A 19,067-nucleotide genomic window follows, 5' to 3' on the forward strand; every position below is an offset into this window, starting at 1 on the left:
CCCTGATCCTGGCGAACAGGACCGCGTGCCAGGCGCGCGCCCAGGACCGCGACCAGCTCACCGACACGGAACTGACCCAGGTGCGCGAGCCCGAGGCCAGGCCGGCCGCGCCCTCCCCGTCCCCGCCGCGGGCCAAGGTTCCGACGGGCCCCGCCCGCCGCCGCGCCGAGAATGCGGAGGCGGCGCTGGCCCGGGCGATGGAGGAGCTGGCGCGCATCGACTCGGCGCTGACGGATCCGGCGATCTTCGCCAAGGATCCGGCCAAGGCCGCCGAGCTCGGCCGCCGCCGCGACGCCGCCGAGGCCGCGGTCGAAGCCGCCGAGACCGAGTGGCTCGAGGCCCAGGAGGCCTATGAGGCTTTGCGCGCAAGCGCCTGACCTCACAGTCGGAACCACGGCCGAGCCCAGGCATTGCCGCCCTCGTTCGGGGCAGCGAGGCGGCGATGGGCAGACGGCGGAAGGCCAAAGCAGGGAAGGACCCGGCCACGCATCGGCGGCGCGAGAGCCTGGCCTGGGACATCGCCCCGCTGATGGTCCTGGCCGGCGCGGGCCTCGCCCTGCTGCAGCCGGCTCGCCCGCCTATCGCCCGGCGCGAGAAGGGACGCGGACGCATGGCGCGCTCTCCCCGCGAAATCTCCAAGCGCGGCTGGCGCGACATACTGCTGCGGACCTGGAGCGAGTTCTTCGAAGACCAGGTTCCGATGGTGGCGGCGGGCGTCACCTTCTTCACCATTCTGGCGATCTTTCCCGGCCTTGCCGCCTTCGTCGCGCTCTACGGCCTGTTCGCCGACGTGGGCGAGGTCGAGCGCCAGCTCGCCGTGCTGGCCCATTTCCTGCCGCCGGCCGCCTTGAACCTGATCGGCGAGCAGATGATGCGGCTCGCCGCAGCGGACAAGGGCGGCCAGTCGGCCGCGTTCCTCGCCGGTTTCGTGGCCTCGGTCTGGACCGCGAACGGCGCGATCCGGTCGCTGATGACCGGCCTGAACATCGCCTACGAAGAACACGAGCGACGCAGCTGGCTGCGCCGGACCTTCGTCTCGCTGGCCTTCACCCTCGGCTTTCTGGCCTTCTCGATCGCGGCGATCGCCTTCCTGGCGGCGCAGCCGGCGATCGCGACCTTCGTCGGAACCCATGCCGCAACCGTCTTCGGCTGGATCACCTGGCCCGCGCTCGTCGTCGCCCTGATCGTGGGCCTGGCCCTGCTCTATCGCTTCGGGCCGAGCCGCGAGCCGGCGCGCTGGAAGTGGATCACCTGGGGCAGCGCCGCGGTCGTCCTCTTCTGGCTGGCGACCTCGGCGCTGTTCTCGGCCTACGTCTCGGGCTTCGCCCACTACGACCAGACCTACGGCTCGCTGGGCGCGGCGATCGGCTTCATGGTGTGGATCTACCTGTCGATGGTCGTGGTCCTGGCGGGGGCCGAGCTCAACGCCGAGATCGAGCACCAGACGACCGTCGACACCACCACCGGCGCGCCCCGGCCGATGGGTTTCCGCCGCGCCGTCATGGCCGACACCGTGGGAGCGGCCCAGGCGCCGTAGCGCCCGCGCCGCAGGCCTCCGTCAGGTGATGTGCTTGGGGCTGATCGGGTCGCTGCCCGGGAAGGTCTCTTCGATCGCCTCGTCCAGCAGGGCTTCCTGGTGGCTCTCGGAGGCGGCCTTCTTGTCGGCCAGCTGGTCGTGCTTCTTGCCCTCGGGCAAGGGTTCCGCCGGGCGGGCGTGCGGCGTCTCGATGTGGCGGTCCTCGTGCTTGGGATAGCCTTCGACGGCCATGTCGGCGTTGGCTCCGCTCGAACCGTGGGTGTAGGCGCGCTTGCCGGCTTCCTCGGTGTGCTTTTGCACCATGAACTGCTCCTCAAGTCTTTGCCCTGGAGCGTAACCCGCAAGCGTGGAGCCGGTTGCCAGGCGGGGCGGCGCTTCAAAAGCCGGGCCGGGCGGCTTACACCTTCGATATGACGCTCAGCGGCCCGCGAGCTCCGCCACATCGGCCTCTCGACCCGATCCGCGCACGGCCGGGGCTCGTCTATCTGCTGGCTCTGGCTGCGGCGGCGATGTCGATCGCCGTGCGCGGCGTGCTCGACCCGCTCTTCCACGACCGCACCCTGATGGTCATCTTCGTGCCGGCGGTGGCGTTCTCCGCTGCGCTCGGCGGAGTCGGCCCGGCGGTCACGGCCGCGCTCGCCAGCCTGTGCGGGACGATCTTCTTCCTTGGCGTAACGCTGGTCAGCGACCCGGCGAACCTCGTCGACGCCCTGATCTTCCAGGCCCTCGCCCCCGCGATGGGTGCGGCCGGGCGCGCGCTGAACAACCGGGCCGCCGAGACGGCGGAGGCCCTGCGCCGCCTGGAGGCCCGCGAGGCCCACCTGCGCTCGATCCTGGAGACCGCGCCCGACGGCATGATCGTCATCGACGAGCAGGGCCGGATCGACCTGTTCAGTCCCGCCGCCGAGCGTCTGTTCGGCTGGAGCGCCCAGGAGGTGATCGGCCGCAACGTCTCGATCCTGATGCCGCAGCCCTACCGCGACGGGCACGACGGCTACATCGACCGCTACAAGGCCACCGGCGAGCGTCGGGTGATCGGCGTCGGGCGGGTGGTGGTGGGCGAACGCAAGGACGGATCCACCTTTCCGGTGGAGCTGTCGATCGGCGAGGTGCGCTCGGGCGAGCGGCGGCGGTTCACCGGCTTCGTTCGCGACCTGACGGAACGCGAGAGCGCCGAACGGCGGCTGCGGGACATGGAGGCGGAGCTGACGCACGTCTCGCGGCTGACGGCGCTGGGCGAGATGGCCTCGGCGCTGGCCCACGAGCTCAACCAGCCGCTTTCGGCGATCGCCAACTACGTCAAGGGCTCCGAGCGCCTCCTGGCCGCGGAACCGGCGGACAAGGTCAAGATCGGCGGCGCACTGTCCAGCGCCGCCGAACAGGCGCTGCGCGCCGGCCAGATCATCCGGCGTCTGCGCGACTTCGTAGCCAAGGGCGAGGGCGAACGGCGCATCGAGAGCCTGCCCAAGCTGCTGGAAGAGGCCGGCGCGCTCGCCATGATCGGCGCCAACGAGCACGCCGTGCACATGCGTTTCGACATCGCCAGCGGCGTCGACCTGGTGATCGCCGACAGGGTGCAGGTGCAGCAGGTCGTGCTGAACCTGATGCGCAACGCCATCGACGCCATGGAGTCCTCGCCGGTCCGCGAGCTCTCGGTCGCCGCCCGTCCGCTCGCCGACGCCATGGTCGAGGTGACGGTGGCCGACACCGGGCGGGGAATCGCGCCCGAGATCGCCGAGCACCTGTTCCAGCCCTTCATGACCACCAAGGCCACGGGCATGGGGATCGGCCTTTCGATCTCGCGGACGATCGTCGAATCGCACGGCGGCCGCATCTGGGCGGAGCCCGGCGGCGGCGGCGGGACGAAATTCCACTTCACGCTGCGGGCGGTTCGAAGGGAGGAGCTGCAGGCGAATGACTAGCCCGGTCGTGCACGTCATCGACGACGACGAGGCGATGCGCGATTCGCTCGCCTTCCTCCTCGACGCCGCCGGCCTGCCGGCGCGGACCTACGAGTCCGCCGCCGGCTTCCTCGACCAGCTGGAGGAGGCCGCGGCGGGCGTGGTCGTCACCGACGTGCGGATGCCGGGGATGAGCGGCCTGGACCTGGTCCGGCGGCTGAAGGTCCGTGAGCCGGCCCTGCCGATCATCATGATCACCGGCCACGGCGACGTACCGCTCGCCGTCGAGGCGATGAAGGCCGGCGTGGTGGATTTCCTGGAGAAGCCGTTCGACGAGCAGAGCCTGCTGGCGGCGATCCGCTCGGCTCTGGCCGACCGGTCGAAAGCGGCGACGGACGAGGCCGCGCGCGAGCGGGTCCGCCACGTGCTCGGGGAACTCACGCCCCGCGAGCGCGAGGTGCTGGCGGGCGTCGTCGAGGGCAAGCTGAACAAGATGATCGCCCACGATCTCAGCATCAGCCCGCGGACCGTGGAGGTCTACCGGGCCAACGTCATGTCGAAGACCGGGGCGCGCAGCCTCTCCGAGCTGGTGCGGATGGTCTTGCTCACGCGGCCGTGACCAGCCGAAGTTGCGCTAGATCAAGGCGCAGCTCCGCCGCCGCCCGCCAAAAGGGGGGATGCCAGCGTCAGCGACGCCCTCGTCAGCGGCTCCGGCCCCCGCCTCGCCTACCGTGGTGCTGGTCGACGACGACGTCGCATTGCTGCAGGCGCTGCGCTTCGCCCTGGAGATCGACGGCTTTCGCGTGGTGACGTGCGAGACGGGCGAGCAGCTGGTCGAGATCCCCCTCCCCGCCGAGGCCTGCCTGGTCATCGACTTCAGGCTGAGCGGGCTGGACGGCCTGGCCGCGCTCGACGACCTCCGCCGCCGCGGGGTGACCCTGCCGGCCATCCTGATCACCAGCTACGCAAGTCCCGCCCTGCATGCCCGGGCCCGCTGCGCGCAGGCCGTGGTGCTGGAAAAGCCGCTGCTGGGCGACGTCCTTACCACCTGCATTCGCGAGGTCCTGGCGCCCGGCTGAAAACCCGCAAGCTGAAGCAGGCCCGCTACGGGAAAGTACTTAAGTGAACTTCCCGACTGTCGCTGCGCGCGCGCGTCCGGCAGGCTTCATGGCGTGGCTTGGCCCAGCTTGGAGGGACCGTGATGACGCTCGCCTGCGACACCGACACCCACGCCACGCCCGACGACGTCGCCGACGTCATGCGGCGTCTGGGCGCGCTGACCCGCTTCAACAAGGACCAGGAGATCTTCGCCCAGGACGACCGCGTCGAGTTCCTGCGCCTCGTGGTCTCAGGCGCGGTGCGGACGACGCGGCTCCTGGGCGACGGCCGCCGCCAGGTCGGCGCCTTTTACTTTCCGGGCGAGCTGTTGCTTGAGACCGGGCCGATCCACCGGTTCTCGGCCGAGGCGCTCTGCGACACCACCCTGCTGGCGGTCCGCAGGTCGACGATCCAGGCGCTGGCCGGCGAGGCTCGGCTGGACCGGGCGATCTGGGAGGCGATTCGGCGCGAGCTGGAGCGGACCCAGGACCACGTGCTGACGCTGGGCCGCAAGACCGCCTGCGAGCGGGTCGCCAGCTTCCTGATGAGCCTGGCGCAGCGGGACGGCGCGGGGCGCCGAGTCGCGATGCCGATGACCCGCCAGGACGTCGCCGACTACCTGGGCCTGACGATCGAGACCGTCTCGCGGATGCTGACCCAGCTGCAGAGCGCCTCGGTCGTCGAGTTCGACGGCTATCGCAACTTCACCGTGACGCGCTGGGACGCGCTTGAGGATCTGGCGGCCTGACACCCTGGATGAGGGAAGGGCGCAGCGCATTCTGACGGATCTGGCTCTAGCCATCCGCCGCGCCGCCCGCTACAAGCCGCCCATGGCCAGCACGCTTGCAGCCCTGCTTCGCGCGACGACGCGACTTACCGGCGGCCGCCGGATCTAGACGGCCCTGCCGGCGGCGACGCGCGAGGCGCGAGGCCAAACCGACATTCCCATTCCGCCTCTCAGCGAGAGCTGCACCCGATGCTGCGCGACCCTTCGGTCAAATACCGCCCGTTCCCCCAGGTCAACCTGCCCGACCGGCAGTGGCCGTCGAAGACCATCACCAAGGCCCCCCGCTGGCTCTCCACCGACCTGCGCGACGGCAACCAGGCGCTCGCCGATCCGATGAACGCCGAGAAGAAGCAGCGCTTCTTCGAGCTCTTGGTGAAGGTCGGCCTGAAGGAGATCGAGGTCGGCTTCCCGTCGGCCGGCGCGACGGAGTTCGACTTCATCCAAGGGCTGATCCGCGATAGGCGCATCCCCGACGACGTCATGATCCAGGTGCTGACGCAATCGCGGCGCGATCTGATCGAGAAGAGCTTCGAGAGCCTGGAAGGCGCGCGCGCCGCCACCGTCCACCTCTACAACGCCGTCTCGCCGGCCTGGCGGAACATCGTCTTCAACCTGGACCGCGCGGGCGTGAAGGCGTTGGCCGTCGAGGGCGTCAGCATCCTGCGCGAACAGGCCGAGAAGCGCCCCGGCGTCGACTGGCGCTTCGAGTACAGTCCCGAGACCTTCTCCACCGCCGAGCTCGACTTCAGCCTGGAGGTCTGCGAGGCGGTGCTGGACGTGCTGGAGCCGACGCCGGAAAAGCCGGTGATCCTCAACCTGCCGGCCACTGTCGAGGCCGCCTCGGCCAACGTCTACGCCGACCAGATCGAGTGGATGTGCCGCAATATCTCGCGCCGCGACAGCGTGCTGATCTCGGTGCATCCGCACAACGACCGCGGCACCGGAGTGGCGGCCGCCGAGCTGGCGATGATGGCGGGCGCCGACCGCGTCGAGGGCTGCCTGTTCGGCAACGGCGAGCGCACCGGCAACGTCGACCTGGTGACCCTGGCGCTCAACCTCTACACCCAGGGCGTCTCGCCCGGGCTGGACTTCTCCGACATGGAGACGGTCGTGAAGACCGTGGAGTACTGCAACCAGTTGCCGGTGCACCCGCGCCACCCCTACGCGGGCGAGCTGGTGTTCACCGCCTTCTCGGGCAGCCACCAGGACGCGATCAAGAAGGGCTTCGAGGCCCAGGCCCGGCGTAACGACCAGCTCTGGGACGTGCCCTACCTGCCGATCGACCCGGCGGACCTGGGCGGCACCTACGAGGCGGTGATCCGCGTCAACTCCCAATCCGGCAAGGGCGGCGTCGCCTGGGTGCTGCAGCAGGACAAGGGCCTGAAGCTGCCCAAACCGATGCAGGCCAACTTCAGCCGCGTGGTGCAGCAACTGGCCGACGAGACCAGCCGCGAACTCGCCACCGCCGACATCTGGGACGCCTTCCAGCGGGCCTACCACCTGACGCCCGGCCAGCCGATCGAACTCGTCGGCTTCGAGGAGACCGGCGCTTCGCGCGCCGACCAGCAGCGGGTTTTCGTCGGCGAGTTGAAGGTCGACGGCCAGCCGTTGACGATCGAAGGCCGCGGCAATGGCCTGATCTCCAGCTGCCTGGCCGCGCTCGAGAGCGGCTGCAGCCTTATTCTCGACGTGGTCGACTACCAGGAGCACGCGATCGGCGCCGGCGGCGACGCCCAGGCGGCGGCCTATGTCCAGTGCCGCACCAGCGACGGCGGCGTGGTGTTCGGGGTCGGTATGGACGCCGACGTGGCCACCGCGTCCGTGCGGGCGATCCTCAGCGCCGCCAACGCGGCGCGCGCGGGAAGTTAGTCGCGAGCGCGGCGGTCACGCCGCGCTCTGGCCTGCCGCCGTCTCGCCGTCCCACAGCGCGAGCACGCCGGCGCCGCTGAGTTCCCCGAACATCCGGCTCAGATTGCGGAAGTTCGGCCCCCAGGCGTTGAGCACGTTCTGGCGCGCCAGCACGCTGGCGGGCACGATCACCCCGTCGCGCACGCGCTCGCAGCGCCCTTCGGCGATCAGGGCCGCGAGGTGGCGGCGCACGGTTTCGTGCGGAAGCCCAAGGATCGTCGCCACCTCGCTCGCCCGCGCCGGCCGGCGCAGATAGTCGGCCGGGAAGGCGCCCACCTCGGCGCCGTCCGCGCCCCGCACGGTGTCGGGCATTCCCTCGGTGTTGGCCCGCACCACCGCCATCACGATGAAGGCGCGTGACAGGTTGTGGAAGTTGGGCAGCACGAGCTCCATGACCCGCAGCACGTAGTCGGACGCCGCGCGCCAGACGATCCGCACTGGCGGAGACGGCTCCGTCCAGGGGGCGCTGCCCTCCGCCGGCAACCCCATCAGCTCAAGGCAGCCCGCGCGCTTGAAGCGGTGATAGAGATCGCGCACCAGGCCGTAGACCTTTTCGAGCGCGCAACGATGCGCATCCGATGTCAACGGCGCCTGGCGCAACTGAAGGCCCTCGGGGACGACGGCGCAGACCCCGTCGGCGATCAATCGTTTCGCTCGCCGTCGAACGGTTTCGAACGGCATGCCCAGGGAGGCCGATATGGCGTTGACGCTGATCGGTCGGCGCAGGCTCTCCGGGGCCGGCGTCTCGAAGGCGCCATAGCGCCGCTGGAGCACGATATCGCCGACGATCGGCGCGGAATTGCACTGCACCAGGGTCATCAGGATCAGCGCGTCCGTGAAGTCCCGCCCCCCGCGGCACACCGTCAGCATCTCGACCACGAATGCGTTCGAGTTGCGCAGAGCCAACCGTAGGGTGGAAATGGGAGCTTCGAGACTCATCGTTACGCCGCACTCTGATCCCCAGCGGCGCTTTGCGCAAACGCGGTTACGCCTGCGATCGTCAATCCGCGCCGGACTTCGCCAGATTGGGCTTTGGAATCGCCGAGGTGAACGGCCCCTTGTCCTTGGCCCGATCGCGCCCGAGTTCGGCCCAGGCCGCGGCGAAGAGGCTCGTGCGATCGCCGGGCGCGGTCCTGCCGATCTCGAGGCCGCCGCTGGACAGCGCCGTCATCGCCTGGGCCCAAAGGTCGAGGTCCTCGCTGGGCGGGTGCTCCCCAGCCTGGGCCGCGGCGACGCGGGCGGGAATGGCGAGGATCAACGGGGCGGCGGCCAGCACCCGCGCCGGGCGGCGGACGTCCTTGAGCGCGGCGAGCAAGGCCTGCAGCGCCGTGCGTTCGGCGGTGACGCGGCGCTCGCCGCCGGCATGGCCGCTCAGCCCCCCGTCGGGATCCCGGCGCACGAAGGCCCAGCCGCCGACACGGAAGGCGGCGTGATGCGAAGTCTCGACCCAGAGGGTGGTCTGCGTGCTCATGCCCGGCGCGTAGCATCCGCCGGTGGCGGCTCGCCAGCCGCAATCGGGCCGCGGGGCGGCCTGCTGGCCGCCCCGCACGCGCCTGTTATTGGCTCAGCGCACTGCCGATGATCAGGCCGATGGCGCCGGAGGCGATCGCGGCCATGACGATGTCGCCGCGGTCGTCACGATAATAGCGATAGCCCGGACGCGGCGGCGGCAGCCGGTAGGCGCGGTAGTCGCTGATCACATAGCGGTTGTCGCGCCAGTAGGGGTAGCGCTGCCCAACGCGCCAGCGGCCGTCGTAGCCGTTATAGCCGTAACGGCCGCCCCAATAGCGCGGCGGGCCGTGGTTCCAGCGCTCGTGGTTGTACTGGCGGTCCCAGTCGCGGTGGTCGCGATCCCAACCGCCGCCGCGGTGATGATCCCAGTCGCCGCGGTCGCGATGATCGCGGTCACCGTAATAGGGCTGCGCCGAGGCGGCGCCGGCAGACATCACGCCAGTAAGGGCCGTGGTCGCCGCAAGCGCCGCGATAAGGATCTTCTTCATCACGATCTCCATTGCCAGGTTCGACACCTTAAGACCGTCAGCATGACTGAACCCGGTGCGGGCCGTTCATCTGGCGCTCAGGTTCGCCTCCGGCGTGAACTGGGCCCAAACGCCCATGGCAGCGCTGAGGTTGCTACGACCTCGGCAATTTCCTTCGGCGGGCGCCTCGCCCGCGGAACCCCTCCCCTCGCCCGCGCCCTTTAGCAGCGCGATGCAGAAGGGGCGTGACAAGACCTCGAACGGGCCGGACGTCGGCGGGGCGCGCAAGGTCGTGCTGGCGGCGCTCGCCGGCAACCTGGCGATCGCCGCCACCAAGTTCGCCGCCTTCGCCTTCACCGCCTCGACGGCGATGCTCACCGAGGGCATCCACTCCCTGGTCGACACCGGCGACCAGCTTCTGTTGCTGATGGGCCAGAAGCGCGCCGCGCGTCCGCCCAACGACAGCCACCCGTTCGGCTACGGCATGGAGACCTACTTCTGGTCCTTCATCGTCGCCCTGATGGTCTTCCTGGCGGGCGGCGCGGTGTCGATCTGGGAGGGCGTCGAACGGATGCTGCACCCGCAGCCCGTCACCCTCCCCCTGGTCAGCTTCGGCGTGCTTGCCGCCTCGGCGCTCTTCGACGGCCTGACCTTTCGCATCGCCTATCGCGAATACCGGCATATCGTCCGCGGCCGGGACGTGCGGCTCGTCTCCTTCCTGCGGCACAGCAAGGACCCGAACGTCTTCGCCACGCTTATGGAGGACGGCGCCGCCATGATCGGCCTGGCCATGGCGGCGGCCGGGGTGGCCGGCTCGACCCTGCTGGGCTGGGCCTGGGCCGACGGCGCGGCCTCCGTGCTGATCGGCGTGCTGCTGGTCGCCGTCGCGGCCTTCCTGGCCAACGAGACCCGCAGCCTGATCGCGGGCGAGGCGGCCACGCCGATCATCAAGGACTGCGTGCGCCAGGCCCTGGGGCGCGCGGCGCACCTGGGCGAGCCGCTTCGCCTGCGCACCCTGCATCTCGGCCCACGGACCATCCTCGTGACCGTCGCCTGGCGCTTCAAGGACCAGCCGTCCTACGCCGCAGCCATGGACGGGCTGGCGCAGATCACCGCCGACATCCGCTCGGCCGACGCGCGCGTCTGCGACGTCCTCTTCGAGTTCCCCGAGCACTCGGCGCCCGCGCCCCAGCGCGCTGACAAGACTGCTAGTTCGGCGCCCCGTTCATCGGCGGATGATACTGCTCCACCAGATCGGCGCGCTCGGCCTCGCGGACCGCCCGGGTGACGTTCAGGCGGGTCAGCACCCGCGCGGCGGCATAGGTCTTGCGCGCCTCCTCGAGCGCCGCGCGCCAGGCCTGATTCGCCAGGTTGTCCGTCTCGCCGGCATAGACGACGCTCGGTCCCTCCGGCGTCAGTTCGGCGATCACGTAGTTGGCGCCGGCCGGAGGCACGAAGCGGTCTTCTTCCAGCGGCGTGTAGCGGTAGCGGGCGCCGGATTTGCCGGCGAATTCGATTTGGCGGTTCAAAGCTACTCTCCACCCTTCTCGTTGGCGCAGGCGCCCGCAGGCGGCCTCCTGCCCGCCCTGCATCCGGTGGGAGTTGGGCCAAAAGTTGGCCCAACTTGGCCGCAAGCTCGACCTGTGCGAGATCGTGGCCCTATGTCGCGCGATGGCCGCCCGGGGCGCGGGCGGAACAACCTGCGCCGCAGGCCGTTCGCCGGGGGCGGCGCCACCGGTTTTTGCAATGGAGTCCCTTGCCGCTGATGGACAGGCCCGCCGACTTCAGCGTCAGCGCTTCGGCGGAAGGCCCGCGCCTGTCGCTCGCCGGCGACTGGACCGCGGCCCGCATGGGCGGGGCGGAGACCGGCCTGGCGCAGGCCGTACGCGAGGCCGGGGCTGCGAAGCTCCGCCTCGATCTCGGCCAGGTGCATCGGCTGGACACCGCGGGCGCCTACGCCATCGTGCGCGCGGTCGGCGCCGACTTCGAGCTGTCGCGCATCACCGGGCGCCCCGAGAGCCTGCGCCTGATGGAGCTGGTGCGCGCCGCCTACACGGCCCCGGCGACGCCCGTGCACACGCCCCACAGCTTCCAGGCGCTGACCGTCCGCATCGGCAAGGCCGTGGTCGAGATGGCGATCGAGATGAGCGAGACCATGGTCTTTCTCGGCCATCTGCTGATCGTGCTCATGCGCGCCATCGTCAATCCGCGGCGCATCCGCGCGCCCGCCCTGGTGTCGCTGATGGAGCGGGCCGGCTTCGACGCCCTGCCGATCGTCGCCACCACCTCCTTCTTCATCGGCGCGGTGGTAGGCCTTCTGGGCGCCAACATGTTGCGGCAATTCGGCGCCGAGGTCTTCGCCGTCGAGCTGATCGGCATCGCCGTCACCCGCGAGTTCAACATCATCATCACCGCGGTGCTGCTGGCCGGCCGCTCTGCCTCGGCCTTCGCCGCCGAGATCGGCTCGATGAAGATGCAGCAGGAGATCGACGCCATGCAGGTGCTGGGGGTCGACCCTTACGAGGCGCTGGTCTTCCCGCGGTTCGCCGCGCTCCTGCTGACCATCCCGCTCCTGACCTTCATCGCCACGGTCGCGGGCCTGTTCGGCGGCCTGGTCGTCACCTGGTCCGTGCTGGGCCTGGGCCCCGGCTTCTTCTTCCAGCGCATCCTCGACAACGTCGGCGCGACCCACTTCTGGATCGCCCTTTCGAAGGCGCCGGTGATGGCCGCGGTGATCGCCGGCATCGGCTGCCGCCAGGGGCTGGAGGTCGGCGGCGACGTCGAGTCCCTCGGCCGGCGGGTGACCGCGGCGGTGGTGCACGCCATCTTCGCCATCATCGTCATCGATGCGGCCTTCGCCCTGGTCTACATGGAGCTGGGCCTTTGAGCGCCGAAATGGAAGCCGACCTGCAGGCCGACGACGCGCTGCGCGACGGCGAAGGCCCAGCGATCGAGGTGCGCGGCCTGGTCAACGCCTTCGGCGACCATGTGGTGCACGACCGCCTCAACCTGACGGTCGAGCGCGGCGAGGTGCTGGGGGTGGTTGGCGGCTCCGGCGCCGGCAAGTCGGTGCTGCTCAACACCATCATCGGCCTCAGGCGCCCGCAGGCGGGCGTGGTGCGGATCTTCGGCCAGGACCTGGCGCACGCTTCGCGCCGGCGCTGGGATGCGATCAACCGCAGCTGGGGCGTGCTCTTCCAGCAGGGCGCGCTGTTCTCCAACCTGACCGTTCGCGAGAACGTCGCCGCCCCGATGTTCGAGCACACCGAGCTTACGAAGAAGCAGGCCTACGAACTCGCCGACCTGAAGATCGCCCTCGTGGGCCTCCGGCCCGACTCCAGCGCCCTGAAGCCGGCCGAGCTCTCCGGCGGCATGCGCAAGCGCGCGGGCCTGGCGCGGGCGCTGGCGCTCGACCCGGAACTCCTTTTCCTCGACGAGCCGACGGCCGGCCTCGATCCGATCGGCGCCGGCGCCTTCGACGAGCTCATCAAGGACCTTTCGGATAGCCTGGACCTGACGGTCTTCATGATCACCCACGACCTCGACACGCTCTACGCGATCACCGACCGCGTCGCCGTCATCGCCGACAAGAAGGTGGTGGCCACGGCCCCGGTCCGCGAGCTCGAGAAATCCGATCACCCCTGGATCCGCGAATACTTCGGGGGTCCCCGCGGCCGCGCCGCCGCGGAGGCCGCGAGGACGGAAGCCTGATGGAAAAGAACGCGAACTACGCCCTGGTGGGAACGGCCACCCTGGTCCTGTTCATCGGACTGGTGATCTTCGTGATCTGGCTCGCGCGGCTGCAGTTCAACCGCGACTACGACATGTACGACATCCTGTTCGAAGGCCCGGTGCGGGGCCTGAGCCAGGGCGGCGAGGTGCATTTCAACGGCATCAAGGTCGGCGAGGTGACGCGGATCGCGCTCGACCGCACCAATCCCTCGCGGGTGATCGCCAGGGCGCGCGTCACCTCCGACGTGCCGATCCACGTCGACTCCTACGCCACCCTGGAGCCGCAGGGGATCACGGGCGTGAACTATGTGCAGATCAGCGCCGGCACCTCGACGAAGCCGCTGCTCAAGGACACGGTTCCGCACGGCCAGATCCCGGTGATCCCCAGCCAGCGCAGCGCGCTTGCCGACCTGCTGGCGGGTGGGGGCACGGTGCTCACCCGCACGATCGAGGCGCTCGACCGGGTCAACCAGGTGATGTCCGACCAGAACATCAAGACCTTCTCGACCGCGCTCGCCGACACCCAGGCCGTCACCGCCGAGCTGCGCCAGCGCAAGGCGCTGGTCGCCGACGCCCAGGAAGCGCTGCAAAGCATCGACGCCTCCGCCCAGCAGATCACCAAGCTCAGCGCCGACGCCGACGAGATGCTGAACGGCGACGGCCGGCGCACCCTGAAGAACGCCGCCGACGCCGCCCAGGAGGCCAAGGCGACCGCTGTCGAGGCCCGCAACCTGGTGGCCAAGCTGCAAGGGCCGACCGCGGACTTCGCCGCCAACGGCCTGCCGCAGGTCACCCAGTCGGTGATCGAGCTGCAGACCGCCGCCCAATCGCTGCAGCGGATCCTCAGCGACATCCAGTCCAACCCCTCCGCCGCCCTCGGCAAGCCGACCGGCCAGGAGATCAAGGTGAAGCCATGAGACGTTCCGCCGTCGCCAAGCTCGCGCTCGCCCCCGTCCTCGCCCTTGGCCTCGCCCTCGGCCTCAGCGGCTGCATCACCCTGCTGCCGAAGTCCGCGCCGGCGCAGCTCTATCGCTTCGGGATCCCGACGCCCACGGCGAACGGCGCGCCCTCCTCGGTCGGCGCGATCAGCGTCTTCCGCGCCAACGGCGCCTTCGTGCGCGAGGCGGCCGGCGACCGGATCCTGACCGTCACCGGCGAGCGGGCGGCCTACATCGCCGACGCCCGCTGGGTGGCGCCGGCGGAGGTGCTGTTCGACGAAGCGGTCTCCAACGCCTTCGAGGCCCAGCCCGGCCGGGTTCGCCTGGTTGGCCGCGGCGGGCCGAACCGCGCCGACGTGGCGCTGCGCCTCGACGTCCGCAATTTCGAGGCCCGTTACGGCGCCGGCGCCGCCCCGGTGGTCCACGTCCGCATCCGCGCGGTGCTGGTGCGCAGCCAGGACCGCTCCCAGGCGGTGGAGCAGATCTTCGAGGCCGAGGCCCCGGCGGACCAGAACCGCGTCACGGCGATCGTGGCCGCCTACAACCAAGCGCTCGGCAAGGTGCTGGGCGAGGTCGTCGCCTGGACCAACAGCTCAGCAGGCTGAGGCCGCGAACGGCCGTCCCGCGCCGATCCCGGTCTCGCGCCGCGTACGCACCGCCTGGGCGAGGTCGGCCAGCATCGTCTCGGTCGTGGCCCAGTCGACGCAGCCGTCGGTGATCGACTGGCCGTAGGTCAGCGCGCGCCCGGGCGTCAGGTCCTGGCGGCCTGCCACGAGGTGGCTTTCGATCATCACCCCCATCAGGTGCGGCGCGCCGCCCCTCCCTTCCTTTTCAAGCGCCATCTGCGCGCAGAGGTCGGCGATCACCCCGGGCTGATTGGCCGGATTCTTGCCGCTGTTGGCGTGGCTGGCGTCGACCACCAGCCTCGTCGGCAGGCCGGCCTTGGCGAGCTCGGCCGCCGCCTGGGCGATGCTGCCGGCGTCATAGTTGGGCTTCGCCCCGCCGCGCAGCACCACATGGCCGTCGGCGTTGCCGGTGGTGGCCGCGATCGCCGCCCGCCCCTGCTTGTCGACCGCCAGGAAATGGTGCGGATGGGCCGCGGCCAGCACCGCATCGACGGCGATCTTCACGTCGCCGTTGGTGCCGTTCTTGAAGCCGACCGGGCACGAGAGGCCGGACGCCAGCTCGCGGTGGATCTGGCTCTCGGTGGTGCGCGCGCCGATCGCGCCCCAGGCGACGAGGTCGGCCAGGTACTGCGGGGTGATCAGGTCGAGGAACTCGCAGGCCGCCGGAAGTTCCAGGGCGTTGATGTCCAGGAGCAAGCGCCTCGCCAGCCGCAGGCCTTCGTCGATCCGGAAGCTGCCGTCGAGCCGGGGATCGTTGATCAGCCCCTTCCAGCCGACCGTCGTGCGCGGTTTTTCGAAGTAGACCCGCATCAGGATCTCCAGCTCGCCCGCGTGCCGCCGTCGGGCGTCGGCCAGAAGGCGCGCATAATCCATCGCCGCCTTCGGGTCGTGGATCGAGCACGGCCCGACCACCACCAGCAGCCGGTCGTCCGGCCCGTGCAGGATCTGCTGGATCGCGCGGCGCGCGCCGGCGACGGTTTCCTCGATGCGCGAGGTCATCGGCTGCTCGCCGATCACCTGGGCCGGAGGCGAGAGCACCTCAAGATGCTCGATACGAAGGTCGTCGGTCTTGGAAGTCATGGCGGGTTCCCGTGGGGGGTTCGGCGGGCGGCGGCCATGAAAAAAGCCGCCAGTCCCTGGCGGCTGCTGGGTCTTCGGCGGAGAGGGTTCTCTTAGGCCGAACGATCCACTGCCGGCGCCAGGGGCGTCGGATAGCCGAAGTACCAAAACGAATATTGGCCGGCGGCGCGGATCATGACGGTCAAATGACGCGGCCGGGCAGTCGTGTCAATGCCCGGCTGACGGCTGTTCGAAGCCGTGCGCCTTGAACTTGGGAACGCCGCGGCTGATCAGCAGCATCGGGTTGGGCTTGGGCTCGCCGACCTTGACCAGGGTGTTGCGATCGACGTGGAGGAACGGCTCGGCGCGGCCGCGCACGGCCAGCATGGTGTTGGAGACATAGCTCCAGCCGCCGCCGTCGGGGTCGACGGACACCTGCAGCTCAAAGGAATCAGTGCGGAACGCCCACTCCAGGAAATCGGTGGAGCAGATGCCGTAGCTCGGAACCCCGCGCTCGGCCTTGATGCTGAACTTCGTCGCATCCGGGGCGGCGTGGCCGCTCGACAGCGCCACCTGGCCCCGCGGGATCGCCAGCGTCTGCAGGATCAGCCCCGTGGCCGGCTCCCACAGCCAGTAGCCGACCTGGTCGTGGAAGGTCGGCTCCTCGTCCGTCGAGATGATGTGGACGTGGTAGCGCAGGCCGTAGAACAGCTGCGGGCCGTTGGTCTGAGCGTCGATCGGGTGCATCTCGATGCGCTCGAGGAATTCCCGCCGCTCCGGCCCTTCGGCCTTCGGGTTCAGGTCGACGCCCTTCTTGCCTTCCCAAACGCCGGCCAGGGCGCGCAGCGGGCCGAGGTTGGCCAGGGTGTCCGGATCGGGTTCCGGCTCGGTGAAGATGTCGTCGGGGAACTCGGTCATCGCTCGCTCCAGCCAAGCTTCAGAGCCCGGGTTGTCGTGACTGGCGTTCGCCGTCAAGACCGCAGGCGGCCTCGCCGCCTATTCCAAGCCAGCCAGCCGCCTGGCCGCCGTGACCGTGTTCTGCAGCAGCACGGCCACGGTCATCAGGCCGACGCCGCCCGGCACCGGAGTGATCGCGCCGGCCACCTGGCTCGCCTCCTTGAAGTGGACGTCGCCCACCACCTTGGTGCGTCCGGCGGCGGCCTTCTGCGGGTCGTCGAACGGCACGCGGTTGATGCCGACGTCGATCACTGTCGCGCCGGGCTTGATCCAGTCGCCGCGGATCATCCGCGGCCGGCCGACCGCGGCGACCAGGATGTCGGCCTCGCGGCAGACGGCCGGCAGGTCCTTGGTGCGCGAGTGGGCGATGGTCACGGTGCAGTCGGCCTGCAGCAGGAGCTGGGCGATCGGCCGGCCGACCAGCACCGAGCGGCCGACGACCACCGCGCGCTTGCCGGTCAGGTCGCCGAGGGTCTCGCGCAGCAGGATCATGCTGCCCAGCGGCGTGCAGGGGTAGAGCCCCGGCAGGCCGCTCGCCAGCCGACCGGCGTTGACCACGTGCAGGCCGTCGACGTCCTTGTCCGGACTGATCGCCGCCAACACGGCCTTCTCGTCGAGATGCTTGGGCAGGGGCAGCTGCACCAGGATGCCGTGGATCAGGGGATCGGCGTTGAGGTCGGCGACCAGCTTCAGGAGCTCGTCCTGGTCGGTGTCGTGCGGCAGCCGGTGGGTCACCGAATGCATGCCCGCGGCCAGCGAATGCTCGCCCTTGGACTTCACATAGATCTGGCTGGCGGGATCCTCGCCGACCAGCACCACCGCCAGCCCCGGCTGCAGCCCGTGGTCGCGGCGCAGCTGCGCCACCTCCTCGGCCACCCGCGCGCGCAGGCGCTCGGCGTAGACCTTGCCGTCGATGAGTTCAGCAGTAGGCGCGAGCTCAGCCATGGGGCCTCCGGAACAGGCCCTCGCAGTAGCCGTTCACGGTGGGCGACGCAAACCCGCCGCGGCCGCTAGCGCCGCAGCCAGGCGGTCACCGCCCAGGCGTGAGACTCGCGGTCCAGCGCCTTCAGCGCCGCCAGCGGCTCCAGCCAGACCAGGGCGTGGTCGTCCTCGATCTTCAGCTCCGGCGCCTCGCCCTCCAGTCGCGCTTCGAAGAACAGGCCGCGGGTGTTGTGGCGCTCGCCCTCGCCGTTGATGAAGTAGTGGTCGGCGCGGACGAAGGCCTCGCCGACGATCGAGACGTTCAGGCCCGCCTCCTCGCCGCATTCGCGCGCCGCCGCTTCCGCCGGCGTCTCGCCGGGATCCAGGCCCCCGCCCGGCAGATCGATCTTGGGCCCGTCCCGCCGCCAGGCGACGCGGACGCAGGCGATCCGTCCCTCGTGCGCCAGCACCACGAACGCCGCCGGCCGGTCCGGGTAGTCCTGGCCGGGGTCGGGATCTCCGAACTGTGGAACAACGCTCATCAGTCGGTCCCGTAGAGCGAAGGATAGGGGTCCACCCGGCCGGCGACGGCGTCGGCGACCGAGACGGGTTTCCAACCAACGGACTCCTCGGCGCTTGCGATCCAGGCCTCGACGATCTCGTCGCGCAGCTCCGAGGCGCTGCGGGCGAGCTGGTCGCGGGCGAAGGCGCCGCCGCGCGGGTCGCCGGGCTTCAGGCCGCCGGCCTTCTCCAGCTCGTAGAAGGGAATCACCAGCCGGTTCGTGCCGTCGAGATATTCGGCGGCGCGTTTCTCGATCGCACAATGGCACAGCCTGAGCGGCGCGACCCGCGCGGCGACGTCCTTTGGCTTGACGCGATCGTGGACCAGCTGGCCCTCGAAGGGGGAATGCACCTTGGCCGTGGTGTAGCCCGCCGGATTCGCAAAATCGCCCCAGCCGTTGAAGTGCTCGCTGACGTGCAGCGGCTGGCCGCCGTCGCCGACGAAGTGCGACAGCTGGCCGATGTCCTCCAGGATCTGCGCCTCGCGGCGGCGGCGATCGGCAGCGAACCAGGCCCTGTGGCTCTTCCAGGCGCGGTTGGCCTCGGCCGCCTTCAGGACCCGCCAATAGGCGAAGTCGTGGGCCAACTGCTGCCAGCGGTCGACGATCGAATAGGGCAGATAGCCCGCCTTCCAGCTGTCGGCGCCGGCGGCGCGCAGCGCGGTCTCGTAGTCGGCCCGGTTGGGCGGCAACGCGTCCAGACGCGGCCCGCCCAGCACGGTCCCGTCGTCGGAGAGGTCAAGGAAGTGGCCCGCGTCGCGGTCGCTGTCGTGGACCTTGCCAGCGGCCTTGGACCGGTCCGGCTCGCGCGACAGCTCGCCCACGGCGTCGACCGCCTGGGCCGTGCGCAGGAAGGCCGGCAGATCGGCCGGCAGGGCCGCCTCCGCCGTCCGGCCGACGATCCGGTGTCCCGTCGCCCCCCAGGCCCAGGCCTGCAAGGGCGCCGCCGCGGCGGCGGCCGCGAGCGAGAGGGCGAGGAGGCGACGACGCATGCCTTCCCTGTGCGACCAGAAGCTCGGCTGCGCAAGCCAGGGTCGCGGAAACTTCACATTGCGATGGATCAA

The 19,067-nt window shown here is 70.3% G+C and carries 21 protein-coding genes and 1 pseudogene; 12 read left to right on the forward strand and 10 right to left on the reverse strand.

Annotated elements, in window-relative coordinates:
* A pseudogene (locus VJS38_RS13230) lies at positions 1-377 on the forward strand (hypothetical protein); the annotation flags it as partial.
* Positions 378-442: 65 nt separating this feature from the next.
* The gene (locus VJS38_RS13235) at positions 443-1,537 is read left to right on the forward strand and encodes a YihY/virulence factor BrkB family protein (RefSeq protein ID WP_324088617.1); all 1,095 of its coding nucleotides are present in this window, start codon (positions 443-445) and stop codon (positions 1,535-1,537) included.
* 21 nt (positions 1,538-1,558) lie between these two features.
* On the opposite strand, the gene VJS38_RS13240 is transcribed toward VJS38_RS13235, so the two are convergent.
* On the reverse strand, positions 1,559-1,840 hold the full coding sequence (locus tag VJS38_RS13240) for a hypothetical protein (RefSeq protein ID WP_324088618.1): 282 nt from the start codon (positions 1,838-1,840) through the stop codon (positions 1,559-1,561).
* 107 nt (positions 1,841-1,947) lie between these two features.
* On the opposite strand from VJS38_RS13240, the gene VJS38_RS13245 reads away from it, so the two are divergent.
* The 5 genes from VJS38_RS13245 (at position 1,948) to leuA (ending at position 7,192) form a co-directional block, all read left to right on the forward strand.
* Positions 1,948-3,459 (forward strand): PAS domain S-box protein, encoded by a 1,512-nt coding sequence (locus VJS38_RS13245; protein ID WP_324088619.1) that lies wholly within the window; start codon positions 1,948-1,950, stop codon positions 3,457-3,459.
* A complete protein-coding gene (fixJ, locus tag VJS38_RS13250; protein WP_324088620.1) occupies positions 3,452-4,057 on the forward strand; it encodes a response regulator FixJ in 606 nt (201 codons plus the stop codon). Before VJS38_RS13245 ends, fixJ begins: the two co-directional genes overlap by 8 nt.
* Positions 4,058-4,115: 58 nt before the next feature.
* Positions 4,116-4,517 carry a response regulator gene (locus tag VJS38_RS13255; RefSeq protein ID WP_324088621.1) on the forward strand — a complete coding sequence of 134 codons (402 nt, stop codon included), beginning with the start codon at positions 4,116-4,118 and terminating at the stop codon, positions 4,515-4,517.
* Positions 4,518-4,639: 122 nt separating this feature from the next.
* Positions 4,640-5,284, forward strand: coding sequence for a helix-turn-helix domain-containing protein (locus VJS38_RS13260; RefSeq protein ID WP_324088622.1), 645 nt, complete (start codon positions 4,640-4,642; stop codon positions 5,282-5,284).
* Positions 5,285-5,512: 228 nt separating this feature from the next.
* Positions 5,513-7,192, forward strand: coding sequence for a 2-isopropylmalate synthase (leuA, locus tag VJS38_RS13265; protein WP_324088623.1), 1,680 nt, complete (start codon positions 5,513-5,515; stop codon positions 7,190-7,192).
* A 15-nt stretch (positions 7,193-7,207) separates the two neighbouring features.
* Here the strand turns inward: leuA and VJS38_RS13270 are convergent, their stop codons facing one another.
* The 3 genes from VJS38_RS13270 to VJS38_RS13280 form a co-directional block, all read right to left on the reverse strand.
* Positions 7,208-8,170, reverse strand: coding sequence for a hypothetical protein (locus VJS38_RS13270; protein WP_324088624.1), 963 nt, complete (start codon positions 8,168-8,170; stop codon positions 7,208-7,210).
* 61 nt (positions 8,171-8,231) lie between these two features.
* The gene (locus tag VJS38_RS13275; protein WP_324088625.1) at positions 8,232-8,702 is read right to left on the reverse strand and encodes a hypothetical protein; all 471 of its coding nucleotides are present in this window, start codon (positions 8,700-8,702) and stop codon (positions 8,232-8,234) included.
* Between the two features lie 85 nt (positions 8,703-8,787).
* Positions 8,788-9,243 carry an RcnB family protein gene (locus tag VJS38_RS13280; RefSeq protein ID WP_324088626.1) on the reverse strand — a complete coding sequence of 152 codons (456 nt, stop codon included), beginning with the start codon at positions 9,241-9,243 and terminating at the stop codon, positions 8,788-8,790.
* A gap of 199 nt (positions 9,244-9,442) precedes the next feature.
* On the opposite strand from VJS38_RS13280, the gene VJS38_RS13285 reads away from it, so the two are divergent.
* Positions 9,443-10,498, forward strand: coding sequence for a cation diffusion facilitator family transporter (locus VJS38_RS13285; protein ID WP_324088627.1), 1,056 nt, complete (start codon positions 9,443-9,445; stop codon positions 10,496-10,498).
* On the opposite strand, the gene VJS38_RS13290 is transcribed toward VJS38_RS13285, so the two are convergent.
* On the reverse strand, positions 10,419-10,739 hold the full coding sequence (locus tag VJS38_RS13290; RefSeq protein WP_324088628.1) for a hypothetical protein: 321 nt from the start codon (positions 10,737-10,739) through the stop codon (positions 10,419-10,421). The two genes, VJS38_RS13285 and VJS38_RS13290, sit on opposite strands and share 80 nt — an antisense overlap.
* A 236-nt stretch (positions 10,740-10,975) precedes the next feature.
* Between VJS38_RS13290 and VJS38_RS13295 the strand changes: the two genes are divergently transcribed.
* Genes VJS38_RS13295 through VJS38_RS13310 form a run of 4 tightly spaced genes read left to right on the forward strand, consistent with a single transcriptional unit; the run spans position 10,976 to position 14,485 of the window.
* Positions 10,976-12,097 carry an ABC transporter permease gene (locus tag VJS38_RS13295; protein WP_324088629.1) on the forward strand — a complete coding sequence of 374 codons (1,122 nt, stop codon included), beginning with the start codon at positions 10,976-10,978 and terminating at the stop codon, positions 12,095-12,097.
* A gap of 8 nt (positions 12,098-12,105) precedes the next feature.
* On the forward strand, positions 12,106-12,921 hold the full coding sequence (locus VJS38_RS13300) for an ABC transporter ATP-binding protein (protein WP_324088648.1): 816 nt from the start codon (positions 12,106-12,108) through the stop codon (positions 12,919-12,921).
* Positions 12,921-13,859 (forward strand): MlaD family protein, encoded by a 939-nt coding sequence (locus VJS38_RS13305; RefSeq protein ID WP_324088630.1) that lies wholly within the window; start codon positions 12,921-12,923, stop codon positions 13,857-13,859. The genes VJS38_RS13300 and VJS38_RS13305 overlap by 1 nt, the downstream gene beginning before the upstream one ends.
* Positions 13,856-14,485 (forward strand): ABC-type transport auxiliary lipoprotein family protein, encoded by a 630-nt coding sequence (locus tag VJS38_RS13310; protein ID WP_324088631.1) that lies wholly within the window; start codon positions 13,856-13,858, stop codon positions 14,483-14,485. Before VJS38_RS13305 ends, VJS38_RS13310 begins: the two co-directional genes overlap by 4 nt.
* Here the strand turns inward: VJS38_RS13310 and VJS38_RS13315 are convergent.
* From VJS38_RS13315 to VJS38_RS13335, 5 genes are all read right to left on the reverse strand, one after another.
* Entirely contained in the window at positions 14,474-15,586 is a 1,113-nt protein-coding gene (locus VJS38_RS13315; protein ID WP_324088632.1) for a 3-deoxy-7-phosphoheptulonate synthase, read from the reverse strand. The two genes, VJS38_RS13310 and VJS38_RS13315, sit on opposite strands and share 12 nt — an antisense overlap.
* Positions 15,587-15,793: 207 nt before the next feature.
* Positions 15,794-16,483, reverse strand: a complete 690-nt coding sequence (locus VJS38_RS13320; RefSeq protein ID WP_324088633.1) for an FABP family protein — start codon at positions 16,481-16,483, stop codon at positions 15,794-15,796.
* 78 nt (positions 16,484-16,561) lie between these two features.
* Entirely contained in the window at positions 16,562-17,467 is a 906-nt protein-coding gene (gene folD, locus VJS38_RS13325; protein WP_324088634.1) for a bifunctional methylenetetrahydrofolate dehydrogenase/methenyltetrahydrofolate cyclohydrolase FolD, read from the reverse strand.
* Between the two features lie 65 nt (positions 17,468-17,532).
* A complete protein-coding gene (locus VJS38_RS13330; RefSeq protein ID WP_324088635.1) occupies positions 17,533-17,985 on the reverse strand; it encodes an NUDIX domain-containing protein in 453 nt (150 codons plus the stop codon).
* The gene (locus tag VJS38_RS13335) at positions 17,985-18,995 is read right to left on the reverse strand and encodes a S1/P1 Nuclease (RefSeq protein ID WP_324088636.1); all 1,011 of its coding nucleotides are present in this window, start codon (positions 18,993-18,995) and stop codon (positions 17,985-17,987) included. The genes VJS38_RS13330 and VJS38_RS13335 overlap by 1 nt, the downstream gene beginning before the upstream one ends.
* Positions 18,996-19,067 lie beyond the last annotated feature (72 nt).

This window comes from Phenylobacterium sp. (assembly GCF_035276905.1).
GTDB lineage: Bacteria > Pseudomonadota > Alphaproteobacteria > Caulobacterales > Caulobacteraceae > Phenylobacterium.